Genomic DNA, 15,429 nt, shown 5'->3' with positions numbered 1-15,429 from the left:
CTCCCGTCAGGCTCCCGGGCGCCGCGCCTGGTCCGGCGTCGGTCTCGGTGGACCGTACGCCGGTGACGTCCGCGGCCCGCGTGATCCGCGGTGGCCGCCGTCCGGGGCGCGGGCGCCGCTCGGGAGCACTCTGTGTCCTGTCTCGCCGGTTCCGTACGCCTTGTCGGTACGGCCTGGCGAAAGTCTTCAAGTCTTCTGGTCGGTGCGCTGCCCGACCCAGGTGGCTCCCGAGTACGAGGGCGGCGCTACGACGTCCGTCCCTACGCGGGACCTTCCGGCGTCGGCGCCGTCGCGGCGGCGGCCGGTTGGGCCGTCAGGGCCTCGGCTGCCTCGCGGTCGGGCGCGAGCGGGTCGGTCACCGTGCCGGTCTCTTCATCGAACAGCCCCTGCGCCAGCCTGGTCACCGCTGCGGGGACCGGCGGCGCCAGGTCGGCCACGGCGCGGAGACCGGACAGGACGTCGTCGGGTCGTACGGCAGGCGTCACGTGCCGAACAACCAGCCGCAGTATCGCACAGGGCTGGTCGCCAGGCCTATCAGCCGGTGAACCGTGCGTCTCCAGGCTCGCCACGGCCGGGCGGGCGTCGAAGGTGCGGACGCCGTTCTTGGTCATCCGCTGGACCTCGACGGTCCCGGCCCGGTTGAAGGCGTCGACCGCGCGCTCGGCGTCGACCGGGTCGACGCCGTCCAGCCGCAGCTGCCAGACGGAGGCCGTCAGCCGGTCGGCGAGGCCGGAGGTCCGTGCCTCGACCGCCTCGACGATGTCGAGCCCGGCGGGCATCGACTCGTCGAGGAGGACGCGCAGGGTCTCCGGGTCGCGCGGTGCGGTGAGCGCGATCTCCAGGTACTCCGCCTCACTGCCCGTGCCGGTGGGTGCGGCATTGGCGTACGACACCTTCGGGTGCGGCGTGAACCCGGCCGAGTACGCCATGGGCACCTCGGCGCGGCGCAGCGCACGCTCGAAGGCGCGCTGGAAGTCTCGGTGGCTGGTGAACCTCAGGCGGCCGCGCTTGGTGTAGCGCAGTCGGATGCGCTGCACCGCGGGTGCGGGCGGCGGGCCTTCGGGCTGTCGCTTGCCCAGTGTCCTAGTCCTTCGTGAGAGCGGTCGTACTGCTACCAAGAGTACGTGTCGCGGGCCCGTGAGGTTCCCGGCGGTCCACCGCGGCCGGCTGCCGGGGCTCGCCGAACAGCGTCCGCCGGACGTCGGCGCGGGCCTGCCGTACCGTCTGACGGGCGCCGGCCAGCGCCTCGCGCACGGCCCGGCCCGCCACGCGCGCGCCCTCGGCGGCGGGCCGCAGGACGGCGTCCCGCACGAGGTGGCCGACCGGGGTCAGGACGGTCCGGTACACCCGGCGCAGCGGCTCCACGAAGATCCACCGGAAGAGGGTCCCGAGAGCGCGCCCCACGACCCGCGAGATCCGCCCGGCGATCCGCCAGGCGTGCCCGAGGGCGTCACCCGCCTCGCGCGCGACGACGGCGAGCACGCGGCCGACGGGCGCGAGGACCCGGCGCCACAGCGCGACGGCGGGCAGGACGAGCAGGACGCGCAGGGTCCAGTACAGGGCGACCCCGATGCCGGTGCCGATCACGGCCAGCAGGCGGCCCAGTCCGCGGGCGCACCGGGCGACGGCACGCCCGAGGGGAGCGAGGACCCGGTCGTACAGCCATCGTGCGGGGACGACCAGCAGATACCGCGCCAGCCGGGCGAGGGCGTGCCCGGCGGGCGTCAGCAGGTGCCGGTGGCACCACAGCGCCGGTACGACGACGAGGACGGCGCCGAGCCACGCCAGCGCCCTGCCGACGGGCACCAGGACGTGCCGCCACAGGCCCACCAACGGCCGGACGAACAGGGCCTCGCCGGCCCGCAGCAGGGCCCGGCCGACCGGTCTGAGCACGGCGTCCCGCACCAGCCGTCCGGTGGCGACCAGCGCGTCCCACGCCATCCGCACCGGCACCACCAGGACCAGGACGACGATCCTCAGGGGCACCCGGATCGCGACGGTGAGGCACCCTTCGGGCTGTGTGGAGCGGGGGGACGGCTTCTGCGGTTCCATACCGGCGTAGACGTCCGCACGGCCGGTTCGGATCCGGCCGGGGCGAGGGGCTTCACGGCCGGATCGCCCGCGCCTTGTACGACTCCGGATAGCGCTGGGTGAACTTCACGGCGCACACCAGCAGCGCGATGGGGACGACCCAGTTGAACCAGTCGTCCTGGGACGGGAAGCGGACGGCCAGCCAGGTCGAGACCGTCATGAGCGCGAAGGCCAGGCCCCACACGGCCGTCAGCACCCGGTTGATGTGGAGGAAGACCGGCGAGTCCCAGACCTCGCGGGGTGTCGACTCGCGGGCGTACTGCGCGGTGAAGGGGTCGGCGAGCAGCGATCCGAGCGCGACGACGGCCACCAGCCCGTTCGAGATGACCTGCGCGTACGTCTCCACCCACAGGATCTGGCCGCGGGTCAGGGCCAGCCCGAGGACGCACAGGACGGCGAAGAACACGATGGCGGTCATGTCCAGGATCCGGATCCGGCCGCGCAGCAGGTCCTGCCCGGACAGCGCGAGGGCGGCGATCAGCGCGGCGAGGGCGGCGTACGCCCAGGTGCTGGGGCTGGCGACCACGCCGAAGACGATCCAGGGCGCGAAGGAGAGGAAGACGTTCCCGGCGCCGGCCGGCTGCCTCCTGACCGGTGCGTTCGTCGCCGTCTGCCGAGCCATGGGAGTCCTCCCGTCGGCGCGCCCTCACCCGCCCCCTCGTCCCCATCGTCCGGCCGCCCGGACAGCGGGGCACCCGGAGGGCTGCGCACACCCGCGCCGGCCGGGCGTCACGGCGGGGTGGAGCGCACCGCGAGCAGGGCGATGTCGTCGGTGCTGTCGGCGCCGAACTGGATGACCAGTTCGTCGCAGAAGACGTCGAGCGGGTCCCGGGCGAGGTCGGCGGCGTGCCGGCGGAGCCGGGTCATCGCGTCGTCGAGGGACTCCCCGCGGCGCTCGATGAGACCGTCGGTGAACAGCAGCAGGGTGGAGTGCGGCGGCAGCACGTCGCACGCGGAGGGGCGGGGCTGGTCGGGATCCATGCCGATCAGCAGGCCCCTGCCCGCGTCCAGACAGCGGGTGTCGCCCTCCTGTGTGGTCAGCAGGGGCGGCAGGTGGCCGGCGGAGGAGTGGTGCAGGCTCCGCGGGCCGTCGTCGCTCTTGAGCAGGGCGTAGACGCAGGTGGCGGTGGACAGCGGGGACAGGGTGTGGCTCGCGAGGTCCAGGCGGCGCAGGACGTCTCCGGGGGGTTCCGGCCGGTCCACGGCGATGCCGCGCAGCATGTTGCGCAGGGTGCTCATGGCGACGGCGGCCTTCAGGTCGTGGCCCGCCACGTCGCCGATCACCAGCACGGTGTCGCCGCCGGGCACCACGAAGGCGTCGTACCAGTCCCCGCCGACCTCGGCGGTGCTGCTGGACGGCAGATATCGGGCGGCCAGCTCCAGGTGGGCGACGCGGGGCAGTTCGGGCAGCAGGGCGCGCTGGAGCTGTTCGGCGTTGGAGTGGGCGTACTGGTGCAGACGGGCGTTGTCCACCCCCAGCGCGATGCCGCGGACCAGTTCCGCGATCAGCTGCACGTCCTCCTTGGTGAACGGCTGGTCGTCCCGGACGCGGACCATGGTCAGCGCGCCGAAGACGTCCCGCTGGGCCCGCAGGGGAGCGACGACGGCGCTGCTTCCGCCCAGCCGCCGCACCAGTTCCAGCTGGCGGGCGTCCAGGGGGCTCGCGGCCCGGCCGAGCGTGGGGATGCCGGTGACCAGCAGCGGGCCCGCGCCGCGCAGCACCCGGGGCAGGGACGTTCCCTGTGTGGTCTCGGACATCTCGGAGAGCGTGCCGAGGTGCGCCGGCGCAATCAGCACCTCGGGATCGCGGTGCACGACGCAGACCCGCCGGACCTGCCCGTGTTCGTCGACGAGGTCCGCCGCACACCAGTCGGCCAGCCGGTGGGTCAGCACCTGGCACGCCCGGTGCAGCCGCTCGTCCGGATGGAGGGTGCTGCTCATCGCCCGGCCGGTTTCGGCGAACAGGGGCAGCCACTCCGGCGCCGCCCTCTCCAGGCTCGCCCGCGTCGTCTTCCTGGTGCGGGTCGGCAGGTGGGCCGGGCCCGGCGAGGGCCGCGTGGCGTGCCGGTCGGCCGGCGGAGCGGGCGGCGGGGCGGGCGGAGCCGTCGTCGTGGTGAGCTGGGCGACGAACACGGTGCGCCCGTCGACCGCCTCCTGGGTCTCGATGGACAGGCGGACGGGGATCAACCGGCCGTCGCGGTGCAGCGCCGGAACCGGTATGGACCGGCCCAGGATGCGGGACTCGCCGGTGAGCAGCAGCGAGGTGAAGGCCGCCACGTGGCGTTTGCGCAAGTGCTCGGGGATGAGCGCGGTCAGCCGCTGTCCGACGAGGTCGTGGGCGTGCCAGCCGAGCAGGCTCGCCGCGGAGCCGTTCACCGCGATGATCCGGTTGCGGTCGTCGGCGGCGACAGTCGGCACGCCGGCGGCCTCCACCTCGCTCGCGTCCCAGGGCGCCAGTTCCGTCGGCGTGGCGCTCGGCGCGGCCTTGACCAGCGTCCACGCGGTGGGCGGTCCGCCGGACAGCTGGCCGGCGATCTCGTCGAACAGCCAGCGCCGGAAGGCCCGGATCTGCGGAAGCGCCGGCAGGCTCAGCAGGCTCTCCGCCTGGGCCGCCGCGTCGGCCGCGTCGAGGACCCGCCCGAGGGTCAGCACCCCTTCGGCGGCGTCCAGCGGGAACGCCACGCGCACGGAGAGGGTCGAGCTGTCGGGGATCTCCTGCTCCACGGCCGTCGTCATGCAGGCGGAGATCATGCTGCTCGTGTCCTGGGCGACCACGAGGTCTTCCGGCCGCACCTGCGTGCGGGCCGCGGTGGACGCGGCGAGGAACAGCTCGCGCAGCAGGGCCTCCCAGTGCTGCTGCGCCGCCCAGTACAGCGCGTACGGCACGTCGTTGAGCGCCAGGGTGACGGCCGGGCCGGCGGGCGCCAGGGTCTCCCACGCGGAGCCGGGCGGCACCGGGGCCTCGGGCCACAGCTCGAACCAGACCGTCTTGCGGTCCGTGCCGCTGTGGACGCCGTGGGCGGCGGCCAGCTCCTCCACCATGGCCAGGCCTCGGCCGGTGCAGGCGTAGGGATGGCGGTCGTGCGGCACCAGCCCCTGCTCCGGGCGGCGGTCGGTGACCCGCACCCGGGCCCGGCCTTCGGCGGCCCAGGCCCGCACCTCGACCTCGGTGCGGGCGTGGATCACCGCGTTGGTGACCAGCTCACCGGCCAGCAGCACGGCGGTGTCCGCCACCTCGGGCGTGACGCCGTCCAGCGCCGACCGTACGAACCGGCGGGCCCTCGCGACGTTCTCCGGCGCCGGAGACAGGCGACACGCCGAAGCCCCGGGCGGAAGGGGGCTGCCCATACCGGCTGGGTGCCCAGAAACATGGTCAGGAACCCCGTGGGCGGCCGGCGCGGGCCCGTGTCACGGCATGTCCTGCTCGGTCCAGATCGTCTTGCCCGTGGGCGTGTACCGGGTGCCCCAGCGATGCGTCATCTGGGCGATGATGAACAGGCCCCGCCCGCCCTCGTCCTCGCTCGCCGCGTGCCGCAGATTGGGCGAGGTGTGGCCGGTGTCGGAGACCTCGCAGATCAGCGCCCGGTCGCGGATCAGGCGTACCCGGATCGGACCGCCGACGTACCGGATGGCGTTGGTGACCAGTTCGCTGACGACGAGCTCACTGGTGAACGCCAGGTCGTGCAGGTCCCAGTCGCTGAGCTGCTTGCCGACGGCGGTACGGACGGTGGCCACCGCCGCCGGGTCGGGGAGCACGGACCACTCGGCGAACTGGGTCCGGTCGAGCAGGCGGGTGCGGACCAGCAGCAGCGTCGCGTCCACGTCGACCGGCCCGGGCAGCAGGTCGGCCACCGCCCTGTCGCACAGCGCCTCCAGGGACCCGCGGGCGCCGGTGAGGACGCGCGCCAGCTGGACGAGCCCGGCCTCCCGGTCGCGGGCCGTCTGCAGGAGGCCGTCCGTGAAGAGGGCGAGGAGACTGCCCGGCGCGAGTTCCAGTTCCGTGCTCTGGTACGGCAGGCCGCCGACGCCCAGCGGTGGTCCGGGCGGCACCCGCGGACGGTGCACCAGGCCCGTGCGCGGGTCGACCACCGCCGGCACCAGGTTCCCGGCCCGCGCCAGGCTGCACTGCGCCGAGACGGGGTCGTAGACCGCGTACACGCAGCTCACCCCGAGCGCCTCGTCGGTGTGCGGCCGCGGCCGGCCCGGGCCGCGGCGGTGCCCGCCCTCGCACGCGCTCTCCTCGACCAGGTCGGCGAGCCGGGACAGGAGCTCGTCCGGGGTCAGGTCGAGCCGGGCCAGGACGCGCACCCCCGTGCGCAGGCGTCCCATGGTGGCCGCGGCCCGCAGTCCGTGACCGAGTACGTCCCCGACGACCAGGCCCACCCGGGTGCCCGACAGCGGGATGACGTCGTACCAGTCGCCGCCCACCCCGGAGCCGTTGTCGGCGGGCAGGTAGCGGCTCGCCGCGTCGACGGCGGCGTGCCGCGGCAGACGGCGCGGCAGCAGGTTCCGCTGGAGTTTGAGTGCCACGCCGTGGCCGCGGGTCACCACCGGCATCAGCAGGAGACCGATCAGCAGGGCGCCCAGGCCCAGCACGGTGACCCCGCCCGTCCTGCCGATCAGGGGGACGTCGACGGTGGTCTCGCCGTACCGGGGGTTGGCGTAGACCACGAAGGTGGCGTAGAGGAACAGCAGGGCCATGATCAGCCCGCCGAGGCCCGGCAGCAGGCCCTTGAAGACCAGGTTCCCGGCGTTGTCGGCGAGGACCTTGCGGTGGTACCAGACGCAGGCGAACCCCGTCACTCCGTACTGGAAGGCGATCGCGAGACCGACCGACTCGATCGTGTCGGCCACCACGTTCCGGCTGAACACCGTCAGCAGGACGTACAGGGCGAGGGAGGCCACTCCCATGCCCAGGGTTCCCCAGGTCGGGGTGAGGAACCTGCGGTGGACCCGGGCGAACCGGGCGGGGACGGCCTTGTGGACGGCCATGGAGAAGACGGTCCTGGCCAGGGGCAGGATGGTGGTCTCGGCGGAGGCCAGCGCCGAGGTCAGCACCATCAGGATCAGCAGCCGCGACAGCAGCAGGCCGGCGCCCTGGCTGCCGAACACGGCCTGGCCCAGTACGGAGAGCACGTCGTCCGAGTCGCGCGTGTTGCCGAGCCCGATGCCGGAGGTGCCGACTCCGGCGAACGCCTGCGCCGAGGTGGACACCAGCCCGTACATGACCAGCAGCAGCACCGTGGCCAGGATCGCGGCGCGCCCCGGGATGCGGGTGCTGTCGACGGTCTCCTCGTTCACCGAGAACGCGGTGTCCCAGCCCCAGTAGATGAAGACCCCCGCGAGCAGGCCCGAGGTCAGGGCCTTCACCGAGGGGACCTCGAACGGGTTGAACCAGGAGGCCGACACATGGATCGCCGTGGGCGGCGGGTCGGTGTAGACCCTGACCAGGGCGGCGAGCGCGAACAGGATCAGCACCGCCACTTCCAGGCACAGCAGCCAGCGCTGGACGGCGGACGAGAACTCGATGCCGACGTAGCAGACCGCGGTCAGCACGACGATCCAGCCGACGCCGACCGCGGTGGTCCACAGCCGGTCGTTCGCCAGGTCGTCCAGGCCCACCAGCCGGAAGCCGTAGGCGGCGGCGACCTCGGCGAGGTTCGCCATGACGATGATGTTGGCGACGACCAACCCCCAGCCGCCCATCCATCCGACGCGCGGCCCGAAGGCGCGGGTGGCCCAGGTGAAGGTGGTGCCGCAGTCGGCGTTGCTGGCGTTGAGCTCCCGGAACGCGTACGCGACGAGCAGCATCGGGATGAACGCCAGCATGGTGACGATCGGGGCCTGCAGCCCGACCCCGGCCACGATGATGCCCAGCGTGGCGGCCAGGCTGTACGCCGGCGCGGTGGAGGCGAGGCCCATGGCCACCGAGGAGAACAGGCCGAGGGCATTGCTCTTGAGCCCCTTGCGGCCCGCCCCTGTGCCGGGGGCGGGGCGGCCGACGGACACGTCGTTGCCGAAGACCCTCACACTTGATTCCAACCCCACCCGCCACCCTCCGCAACAGCGGTGCGCCGGCTCCGCGGCGACGGGGGTACGAGGACCTGCCCAGGGGTGCCTGTTCCCTCGGCTTCACGGCGCCGAGGCGCCTGTTGTACGGGCGTCACGGGTGTGAGGGAAGGGGTGTCAGCGGGACCGGCTCACGACGGCATCCGCGTTCCGGCCTGCTCGCTCACCAGGTACCGCGCGTACCAGTCCGGCCAGTCCGGGTCCTGCGCACCGATGCGCGCCTCGTGCTCGCCGTGCGCCGCCGCGGCCCGTCGCAGGGCGCCCGCCAGGTCGTCGGCGGAGGCGAAGACGGCGGTGGCGGGGTCCAGCCGGCCCGGGAGCCTGGTGGTGACCTCCTGCAGGAGCCAGCCGTTGCCGTCCGGGTCGCTGAACGACAGGAAGGATCCGTAGCTGCCGCGCTCCGGATCAGGACCGGGCACCCGGGCGCCGGTGCCCGCGTGGTGGAAGACGCCGCCGGCGTCGTGGAACACCTCGCTCGGCCCGGCGCCGCACCGCGTCAGCTCCTCGTGCGCGGCCTCGATGTCGTCGACGACCAGGTGCAGACCCTGAGCCGAGCCCGGCTCCTGATCGGTGACGGACGTGCCGAAGACGACCGACGCCGGGGACCCCGGCGGGGTCACCTGCACCACCCGGAAGGTGTCGTCGGGGGCGATGTCCGCGTCGAGCCTGAAGCCCAGCGCGGTGTAGAAGTCCTTGGCCCGGTCGACATCGGACACCGGCACCACGACGACCTCGAGTTTCATGTCCATGGGTTGTGCCTTCCGGCTCGGAGGGGATACCGGCGTGTCCGCATTCGGCCGCGGTACGGCGGTCACGGTGCGACGAGCTGTTGGCCGCCGTCGATGTCGTAGGTGGCGCCGGTGACGGCCTCGTTGGCCATGAGGTGCAGCGCCAGCGCGGCGACGTCCGCCGGGCCGACGACCCGCCCGATGGGCAGGGACCTCCTCAACTGCTCGCGGCGCGCCTCGAGCTGCTCGCCGAGGAGGGATGCCGACAGCGGTGTGTCCACGAACCCGGCCGCGATGAGGTTGACCCGGACCGGGGCGACCTCCAGTGCCAGGTTGGCGGTCAGCGCCGGCAGCGCCGCGGTGACGGCGCCCGCCACGGCCATCCCGGCCGCGGGCCGCCGGCCGCCGGTCCCTCCGATGAACAGCAGCGTCCCCTGGGCCCTGACCTTCTCCCGGCTCGCCCGCGCCACCGCCAGCATCATCGCGATACGGCCGCCGGCCTCGCGTCCGGCGTCGGCCACGTCGAGTTCGTCGAGCGGGGCGTACGACGGTCTGCCCGCCGTGACCAGCACATGGTCGACCTGTCCGGGCAGCTCCCGGAGAAAGCGCTCGAGGCGCTCGGGGTCCTGGGCGTCGAACGTCGCCGTGCTCAGCGGGCTCAGCTCGTCCGCCGCCCGCTGGAGACGTTCGGCGTTCCGGGCCGCGAGCACCACCGCGCCGCCGGCCGCGCGCACCTGGCGCGCGGTTTCCAGACCGATACCCGCGCTGCCTCCCACCACCACGACCGTCTGCCCGGCCATTCCCGGACCTGTTCTACCGGCTTCTCGCCCGCCCCCGCTCACGGAAGCTCACCGCCACCGGACGGCGGTTCCCGCACGTCTCTGCGTCCGTCGCACATGGTCACCTCCCGGTCTTTCGGGCGCCCGCCCTTTATGAGGAGCCCTCGCCGGGCCCCGCGTGCACGATGCCGGCGAACTCATCGGTGGTCAGAATGGCGTGGGCGTACAGCGGCGCGTTCAGGTCGAACGTCGCTTCCATCTCCGCCCAGCTGAAGGAGCCGATGGCGTCGCGGATGAGCGTCACGTGATACCCCAGCTCCTGGCCGAAGCGAGCGGTGGTGTCCACACAGGTGTTGGCCCGCATGCCGATGAGCACGATCTTCCGGATGTGGTGCTGTGTGAGCAGGAAGTCGAGGTCGGTGTTGGCGAAGCCGCTCGGGGCCCAGTGCTGGCGCACGACCAACTCGTCCTCACGGGGCCGGAAGTCGGGGTGCCACTCGGCCCCCCAACTACCCGCCGCGAAGGTCTGCCGGCTCACGATGCCCCGCTGAGTCGGCGACAGGTGGTCCCAGGTGGCGTAGTCGCTCGGCGCCGTCTGGTGGTGGGGCACGATGAAGACGCGGAATCCGCGGCTACGGGCGGTGGCGAGCGTGGCGCGCATGTGGTCGAGCAGCCCGACGCCTTCCGCCTCTTCCTTCCCCCGGGGCCACAGCTTGCCGCCCTCGGAAAGGAAATCGTTGTAGGGGTCGACGATCAGAAGCGCGGTTTCATCCGGGGAATACTGCGTTCGAGACGTCATACGAAGGTTTCCCGACTGCTCAGCGAACGGATCGATCGCTGCTGGATGCGGCACAGGCAGGAGGGAGAAAAGGCATTCCTGACGCTTCCGCCCCAGCCCACCGACTCCGCCGCCTCAGTCTGTCAGCCGTCCGCCGGGAGTGCATCCGGATGTGGAGCTGTGCGGGCAGGCATGGCCCTGCTCGGCCGAAGCACCGTCCCAGGTGAACTGGTGGCGATTCCCCTCTCGGTCGAAGGTCAGGCCGATGTCGACGCCGTCGATGCCGCAGTTCTCCCGCAGGCACTCGATGACAGCCGCGGCGGCGACTTCCTCCTGGTAGTCCGTGAGCATGGGTACGTCCCAGTCGTCCACGCGTACCCATAGGGCATCGGCGCCGTCTCTCAAAGTCTCCAGTTGCCCGGCCACCAGTCCGAGGCCGAACGCCATCCACTTCTCCTCCGCCGCGGGGATCCCCTGCGGCGGCAGCCACCAGATGTGCGAGTCGTCGATTCTGCGCCCCTCGCGCGGCGGCTCGTCCACGGGCTGGACGTCGACGGTGACCCGGGCGAGGAGCCCCCAGGAGCCGATACGCCTCTTATAGATGTAGGTGAATGCCATGTCGCTCACCCTGTCAGCGCCTCCATCAGCGGATCGAGTGCTCGCCCGCCTCAGTGCGCGTGGCCGCTCCGAGCCGGTGCCGGGCCCGCGTTCCTCACCGTCAGTGGCAGGCGCTTCTTGCCGGTGGTGCCGATCTGGATGTGCGTTCGGGAACAGGGGTCAATAGGCCGCGAGCAACCGCTCGAGCAGAGCCGTGGTGGCTTCGCCGGTCGAGGTCCGCGTCACGACGTTGAACTCCCAGGTGATGCGCTCCGTCAGAGGGACGACTACGGTGCCTTCGCTCGGCGGGATCAGCAGTTCGGGAAGCAGCGCGATGCCGAGGCCGTTTGCGACGAAGACCGGGATCGAGCTGGTCTCGGTCACCTCGGCACTGACGTCGCGCACAACCCCGCGTGCGCTCAGCGCGGCGTCTAGTACGTCACGGTTGCCGAATCCGACAGGCGCGTCCACGAAGCGCTCACCGACGAGGTCCTTCAGCGCCAGTCCCGCGCGCGATGCGAGGTCGTGGTCGGCCGCGAGGACGACCGCGTAGGGCGTTGTGGCGAGCCGGTGCACGGCAAGGCCAGGGCCCGCGGTGGCCGCTGGGAGCCCGTACAAGCTGAGATCGAGCCGCCCCCGCCGCACGGCGTCGGCGAGCTCCGCCGAGCCGGACGGAGACGCGCGCAGCCGGAGGTCGACGAGCGGGTGTTCGCGGTGGAAGGCGCCGATGACGCGCGGGATCGCGAGGTAGCTCACGCTGGAGAACACCCCGATGCGCAGCTCGCCCCGCAGTTCGCCTCGCGGGTCGGCTGCGGTGCGGGCGCGCGCCTCGGCGTCGGCGAGCGCGCGAAGCGCGGGCAGCACCGCCTCTCCAGCGGCAGTGATCCGCACCCCTCGCTGGTCTCGCTCGAAGAGCGCGGTGCCGAGCTCTCGTTCCAGCGCCCGAACGCCGGCGGAGACGGTCGACTGTGCTGCGTAGACCCGTTGCGCGGCACGGGTGAAGCTCAGCTCGTCGGCGACCGCGATCGCGTACTCGACCAGTCGGGTCTCCATCTCTCCGCGCCTCCCGCTCCATCGCTTCAGTCGATAACTGTGAACAAGAGTATGCGTTGGACGCGATGACATGAGCCGTCGAGCATGAAGGAATGACGACGACTGCTGCTCCCACCCGGACTCCAGCCACCCAACGTCTCCCACATGGGGCGGGGTTCTGGATCATCGCGCTCGCCTTCGGCACCGAGCTCGCGTTCTGCGCCGTCCCGACGCCCCTCTACGCGATCTACCAGCAGCGCGACGGCTTCCCGACGATCGTCCTCACCGTCATCTTCGCCGCATACGCGGTCGGGGTCATGCTGAGCCTGTATCTCGCGGGCCATGTCTCCGACTGGCTCGGACGCCGACGCGTGATCCTCGGCTCGCTGCTCATCAACCTGCTGGCCGCGATCCTCTTCCTCGTCCGGAACGACGTCGCCGGCCTCATCGCCGCCCGCTTCGTCAGCGGACTCGGCATCGGCATCCTCACCGCCACGGCGACCGCACACCTCTCCGAGCTCGGCGCGGCGGCCAACCACGCCAAAGGTCGCGTCGCCCTCGTGTCGACCTTCGCGAACCTCGGCGGCATCGGCCTCGGCCCGCTGATCGGCGGGCTCATCGCGACATGGTCCACGCGACCGCTCATCGCGCCCTACGTGGCCTTCGCCCTCCTTCTGGCCGTCGAAGGAATCCTGGTCGCCTTCGTTCCCGAGACGGTCGAGCGCCGTGAGGAGCGCCCTGCCTACCGGCCGCAGCGCGTCGCAGTGCCGGCGGCAGGCAGGGGCGCGTTCTGGGCGGCCGGAGCGGCGGCGTTCGGGGCGTTCGCAGTGTTCGGCACCTTCATGGGACTGTCCTCGACCTTCCTCGTCGGCCTCCTCGGGCTGCATTCGCACCTGCTCGCCGGCCTGGCGCCCTTCGTCGTTTTCATGGCGGCAGCCCTCGCGCAGATCGTCACCGTCCGGCTGGCGACGCGCCCTCAGATCGGGCTCGCCATCGCGCTCGCCGCGCTCGGGCTCGTGAGCATAGGCGTTGCCGCCGTCGTCGCCTCGCTTCCGCTCTTCCTCATCGGCGGCGGGGTCGCGGGCGCAGGGATCGGCATCCTGTTCCGAGCCGCCCTCGGCACCGTCGCCGCGGTCGCGGATGCGGAGCGACGGGGCGAGGCGCTCGCCGGCATCTTCCTCATCGCCTACGCCGGCATGACCATCCCGCCGCTGCTCACCGCCGCCGCGCTCAGGGTCTGGCCCACGGTCGCCGTCGTCGTCGGCCTGGTCACCCTCGCCACGATCCTCGTCGCATTCTCCGGGTCCCGGATGCTTCGCCGCTGAAACACCGGTGCAGGGAGCCGTCAGTACGACCCAACCCGGTGAGTGCCTCACCCACGTCAGTGCGCGTGACCGCTCGAAGCCGGCGCCGGCCCAGCGTTCTTGACCGTCAGTGGCAGGAGCTTCTTGCCAGTGGGGCCGATTTGGATGCGGGTGTCCATCTGCGGGCAGACGCCGCAGTCGAAGCAGGGCGTCCAGCGGCAGTCCTCGACCTCCGTTTCGTCGAGGGCGTCCTGCCAGTCCTCCCAGAGCCAGTCCTTGTCCAGGCCGGAGTCGAGGTGGTCCCAGGGCAGGACCTCCTCGTAGGTGCGCTCGCGGGTGGTGTACCAGTCGACGTCCACGCCGTAGGGGGCCAGCGCCTTGGCGGCGCAGGACATCCAGCGGTCGTAGGAGAAGTGCTCGCGCCAGCCGTCGAAGCGGCCGCCGCCGTCGTAGACCGCGCGGATGACGGCGCCGACGCGGCGGTCGCCGCGGGACAGGAGGCCCTCGACGATGCCCGGCTTGCCGTCGTGGTAGCGGAAGCCGATCGAGCGGCCGTACTTCTTGTCGCCGCGGATCTTGTCGCGGAGCTTGGCCAGACGGGCGTCCGTCTCCTCCGCCGAGAGCTGCGGGGCCCACTGGAAGGGGGTGTGGGGCTTGGGGACGAAGCCGCCGATGGAGACCGTGCAGCGGATGTCGTTCGAGCCCGAGACCTCGCGGCCCTTCTGGATGACGTGCGTCGCCATGTCGGCGATCTGGAGGACGTCCTCGTCGGTCTCGGTGGGCAGGCCGCACATGAAGTACAGCTTCACCTGGCGCCAGCCGTTGCCGTACGCCGTGGCGACCGTACGGATCAGGTCCTCCTCCGAGACCATCTTGTTGATGACCTTGCGGATGCGCTCCGAGCCGCCCTCGGGGGCGAAGGTCAGGCCCGAACGGCGGCCGTTGCGGGTCAGCTCGTTCGCCAGGTCGATGTTGAAGGCGTCGACCCGGGTGGAGGGCAGGGACAGGCCGACCTTGTCGTCCTCGTAGCGGTCCGCCAGGCCCTTGGCGATGTCCCCGATCTCGGAGTGGTCCGCGGAGGAGAGGGAGAGGAGGCCCACCTCCTCGAAGCCCGTTGCCTTGAGGCCCTTGTCGACCATCTCGCCGATGCCGGTGATCGAGCGCTCGCGGACCGGGCGGGTGATCATGCCGGCCTGGCAGAAGCGGCAGCCCCGGGTGCAGCCGCGGAAGATCTCCACCGACATGCGCTCGTGGACCGTCTCGGCCAGGGGGACCAGCGGCTGCTTGGGGTACGGCCACTCGTCCAGGTCCATGACCGTGTGCTTGGACACGCGCCACGGGACGCCGGAGCGGTTGGGTACGACGCGGGCGATGCGGCCGTCGGGGAGGTACTCGACGTCGTAGAACCCCGGGATGTACACCCCGCCCGTCTTCGCCAGGCGGAACAGCAGCTCCTCGCGGCCGCCGGGGCGCCCCTCGGCCTTCCACGCGCGGATGATCGCGGTCATGTCGAGGACGGCCTGCTCGCCGTCGCCGAGGACCGCCGCGTCGATGAAGTCGGCGATCGGCTCGGGGTTGAACGCCGCGTGGCCGCCGGCCAGCACGATCGGGTCGTCGTCCGTGCGGTCCTTGGACTCCAGGGGGATCCCGGCGAGGTCCAGGGCGGCGAGCATGTTCGTGTAGCCCAGCTCCGTGGAGAAGCTGAGGCCGAGTACGTCGAAGGCCTTCACCGGGCGGTGGCTGTCGACCGTGAACTGCGGGACGCCGTGCTCGCGCATCAGCGTCTCCAGGTCCGGCCACACGCTGTAGGTGCGCTCGGCGAGGACCCCCTCCTGCTCGTTGAGGACCTCGTAGAGGATCTGGACGCCCTGGTTGGGCAGGCCGACCTCGTACGCGTCCGGGTACATGAGCGCCCAGCGGACGTCGCACTCGTCCCAGTCCTTGACGGTGGAGTTGAGCTCTCCGCCGACGTACTGGATCGGCTTCTGCACGTGGGGGAGCAGAGCTTCGAGCTGCGGGAAAACCGACTCGACAGGCATCTCGCGAACCTT

At 72.1% G+C, this 15,429-nt stretch carries 12 protein-coding genes; 1 reads left to right on the top strand and 11 read right to left on the bottom strand.

Annotated features, from left to right (window positions below):
* Positions 1–260: 260 nt before the first annotated feature.
* From AB0950_RS03950 to AB0950_RS03905, 10 genes are all read right to left on the bottom strand, one after another.
* Positions 261–1,037, bottom strand: coding sequence for a TIGR03936 family radical SAM-associated protein (locus tag AB0950_RS03950; RefSeq protein WP_360570835.1), 777 nt, complete (start codon positions 1,035–1,037; stop codon positions 261–263).
* Between the two features lie 46 nt (positions 1,038–1,083).
* Positions 1,084–2,052, bottom strand: coding sequence for a hypothetical protein (locus tag AB0950_RS03945; protein ID WP_360570833.1), 969 nt, complete (start codon positions 2,050–2,052; stop codon positions 1,084–1,086).
* A gap of 52 nt (positions 2,053–2,104) precedes the next feature.
* On the bottom strand, positions 2,105–2,713 hold the full coding sequence (locus AB0950_RS03940) for a hypothetical protein (protein WP_360144545.1): 609 nt from the start codon (positions 2,711–2,713) through the stop codon (positions 2,105–2,107).
* Positions 2,714–2,820: 107 nt separating this feature from the next.
* Complete coding sequence (locus AB0950_RS03935; protein ID WP_360570829.1) at positions 2,821–5,439, bottom strand: SpoIIE family protein phosphatase; 2,619 nt, start codon at positions 5,437–5,439, stop codon at positions 2,821–2,823.
* A 60-nt stretch (positions 5,440–5,499) separates the two neighbouring features.
* Positions 5,500–8,121, bottom strand: a complete 2,622-nt coding sequence (locus AB0950_RS03930) for an amino acid permease (RefSeq protein WP_366777743.1) — start codon at positions 8,119–8,121, stop codon at positions 5,500–5,502.
* A gap of 170 nt (positions 8,122–8,291) precedes the next feature.
* Positions 8,292–8,909 carry a VOC family protein gene (locus AB0950_RS03925; RefSeq protein WP_360144554.1) on the bottom strand — a complete coding sequence of 206 codons (618 nt, stop codon included), beginning with the start codon at positions 8,907–8,909 and terminating at the stop codon, positions 8,292–8,294.
* Positions 8,910–8,971: 62 nt separating this feature from the next.
* The gene (locus AB0950_RS03920; RefSeq protein ID WP_366777742.1) at positions 8,972–9,688 is read right to left on the bottom strand and encodes an SDR family oxidoreductase; all 717 of its coding nucleotides are present in this window, start codon (positions 9,686–9,688) and stop codon (positions 8,972–8,974) included.
* Positions 9,689–9,818: 130 nt separating this feature from the next.
* On the bottom strand, positions 9,819–10,466 hold the full coding sequence (locus AB0950_RS03915; protein WP_360570821.1) for an isochorismatase family cysteine hydrolase: 648 nt from the start codon (positions 10,464–10,466) through the stop codon (positions 9,819–9,821).
* A 114-nt stretch (positions 10,467–10,580) separates the two neighbouring features.
* Complete coding sequence (locus tag AB0950_RS03910; RefSeq protein ID WP_366777741.1) at positions 10,581–11,063, bottom strand: hypothetical protein; 483 nt, start codon at positions 11,061–11,063, stop codon at positions 10,581–10,583.
* Between the two features lie 159 nt (positions 11,064–11,222).
* Entirely contained in the window at positions 11,223–12,095 is an 873-nt protein-coding gene (locus AB0950_RS03905) for a LysR substrate-binding domain-containing protein (RefSeq protein WP_360144566.1), read from the bottom strand.
* Between the two features lie 92 nt (positions 12,096–12,187).
* Between AB0950_RS03905 and AB0950_RS03900 the strand changes: the two genes are divergently transcribed.
* Positions 12,188–13,399, top strand: a complete 1,212-nt coding sequence (locus AB0950_RS03900; protein WP_360144569.1) for an MFS transporter — start codon at positions 12,188–12,190, stop codon at positions 13,397–13,399.
* A gap of 56 nt (positions 13,400–13,455) precedes the next feature.
* Here AB0950_RS03900 and AB0950_RS03895 read toward each other — a convergent pair whose 3' ends face one another.
* Positions 13,456–15,417 (bottom strand): TIGR03960 family B12-binding radical SAM protein, encoded by a 1,962-nt coding sequence (locus AB0950_RS03895; RefSeq protein ID WP_366777740.1) that lies wholly within the window; start codon positions 15,415–15,417, stop codon positions 13,456–13,458.
* Positions 15,418–15,429: the final 12 nt, after the last annotated feature.

The organism is Streptomyces sp. NPDC007189 (genome assembly GCF_040703635.1).
Classification (GTDB): Bacteria; Actinomycetota; Actinomycetes; order Streptomycetales; family Streptomycetaceae; genus Streptomyces.
The sequence above is the reverse complement of the archived record's forward strand: the minus strand, read 5'-3'. Positions and strand labels throughout refer to the sequence as shown.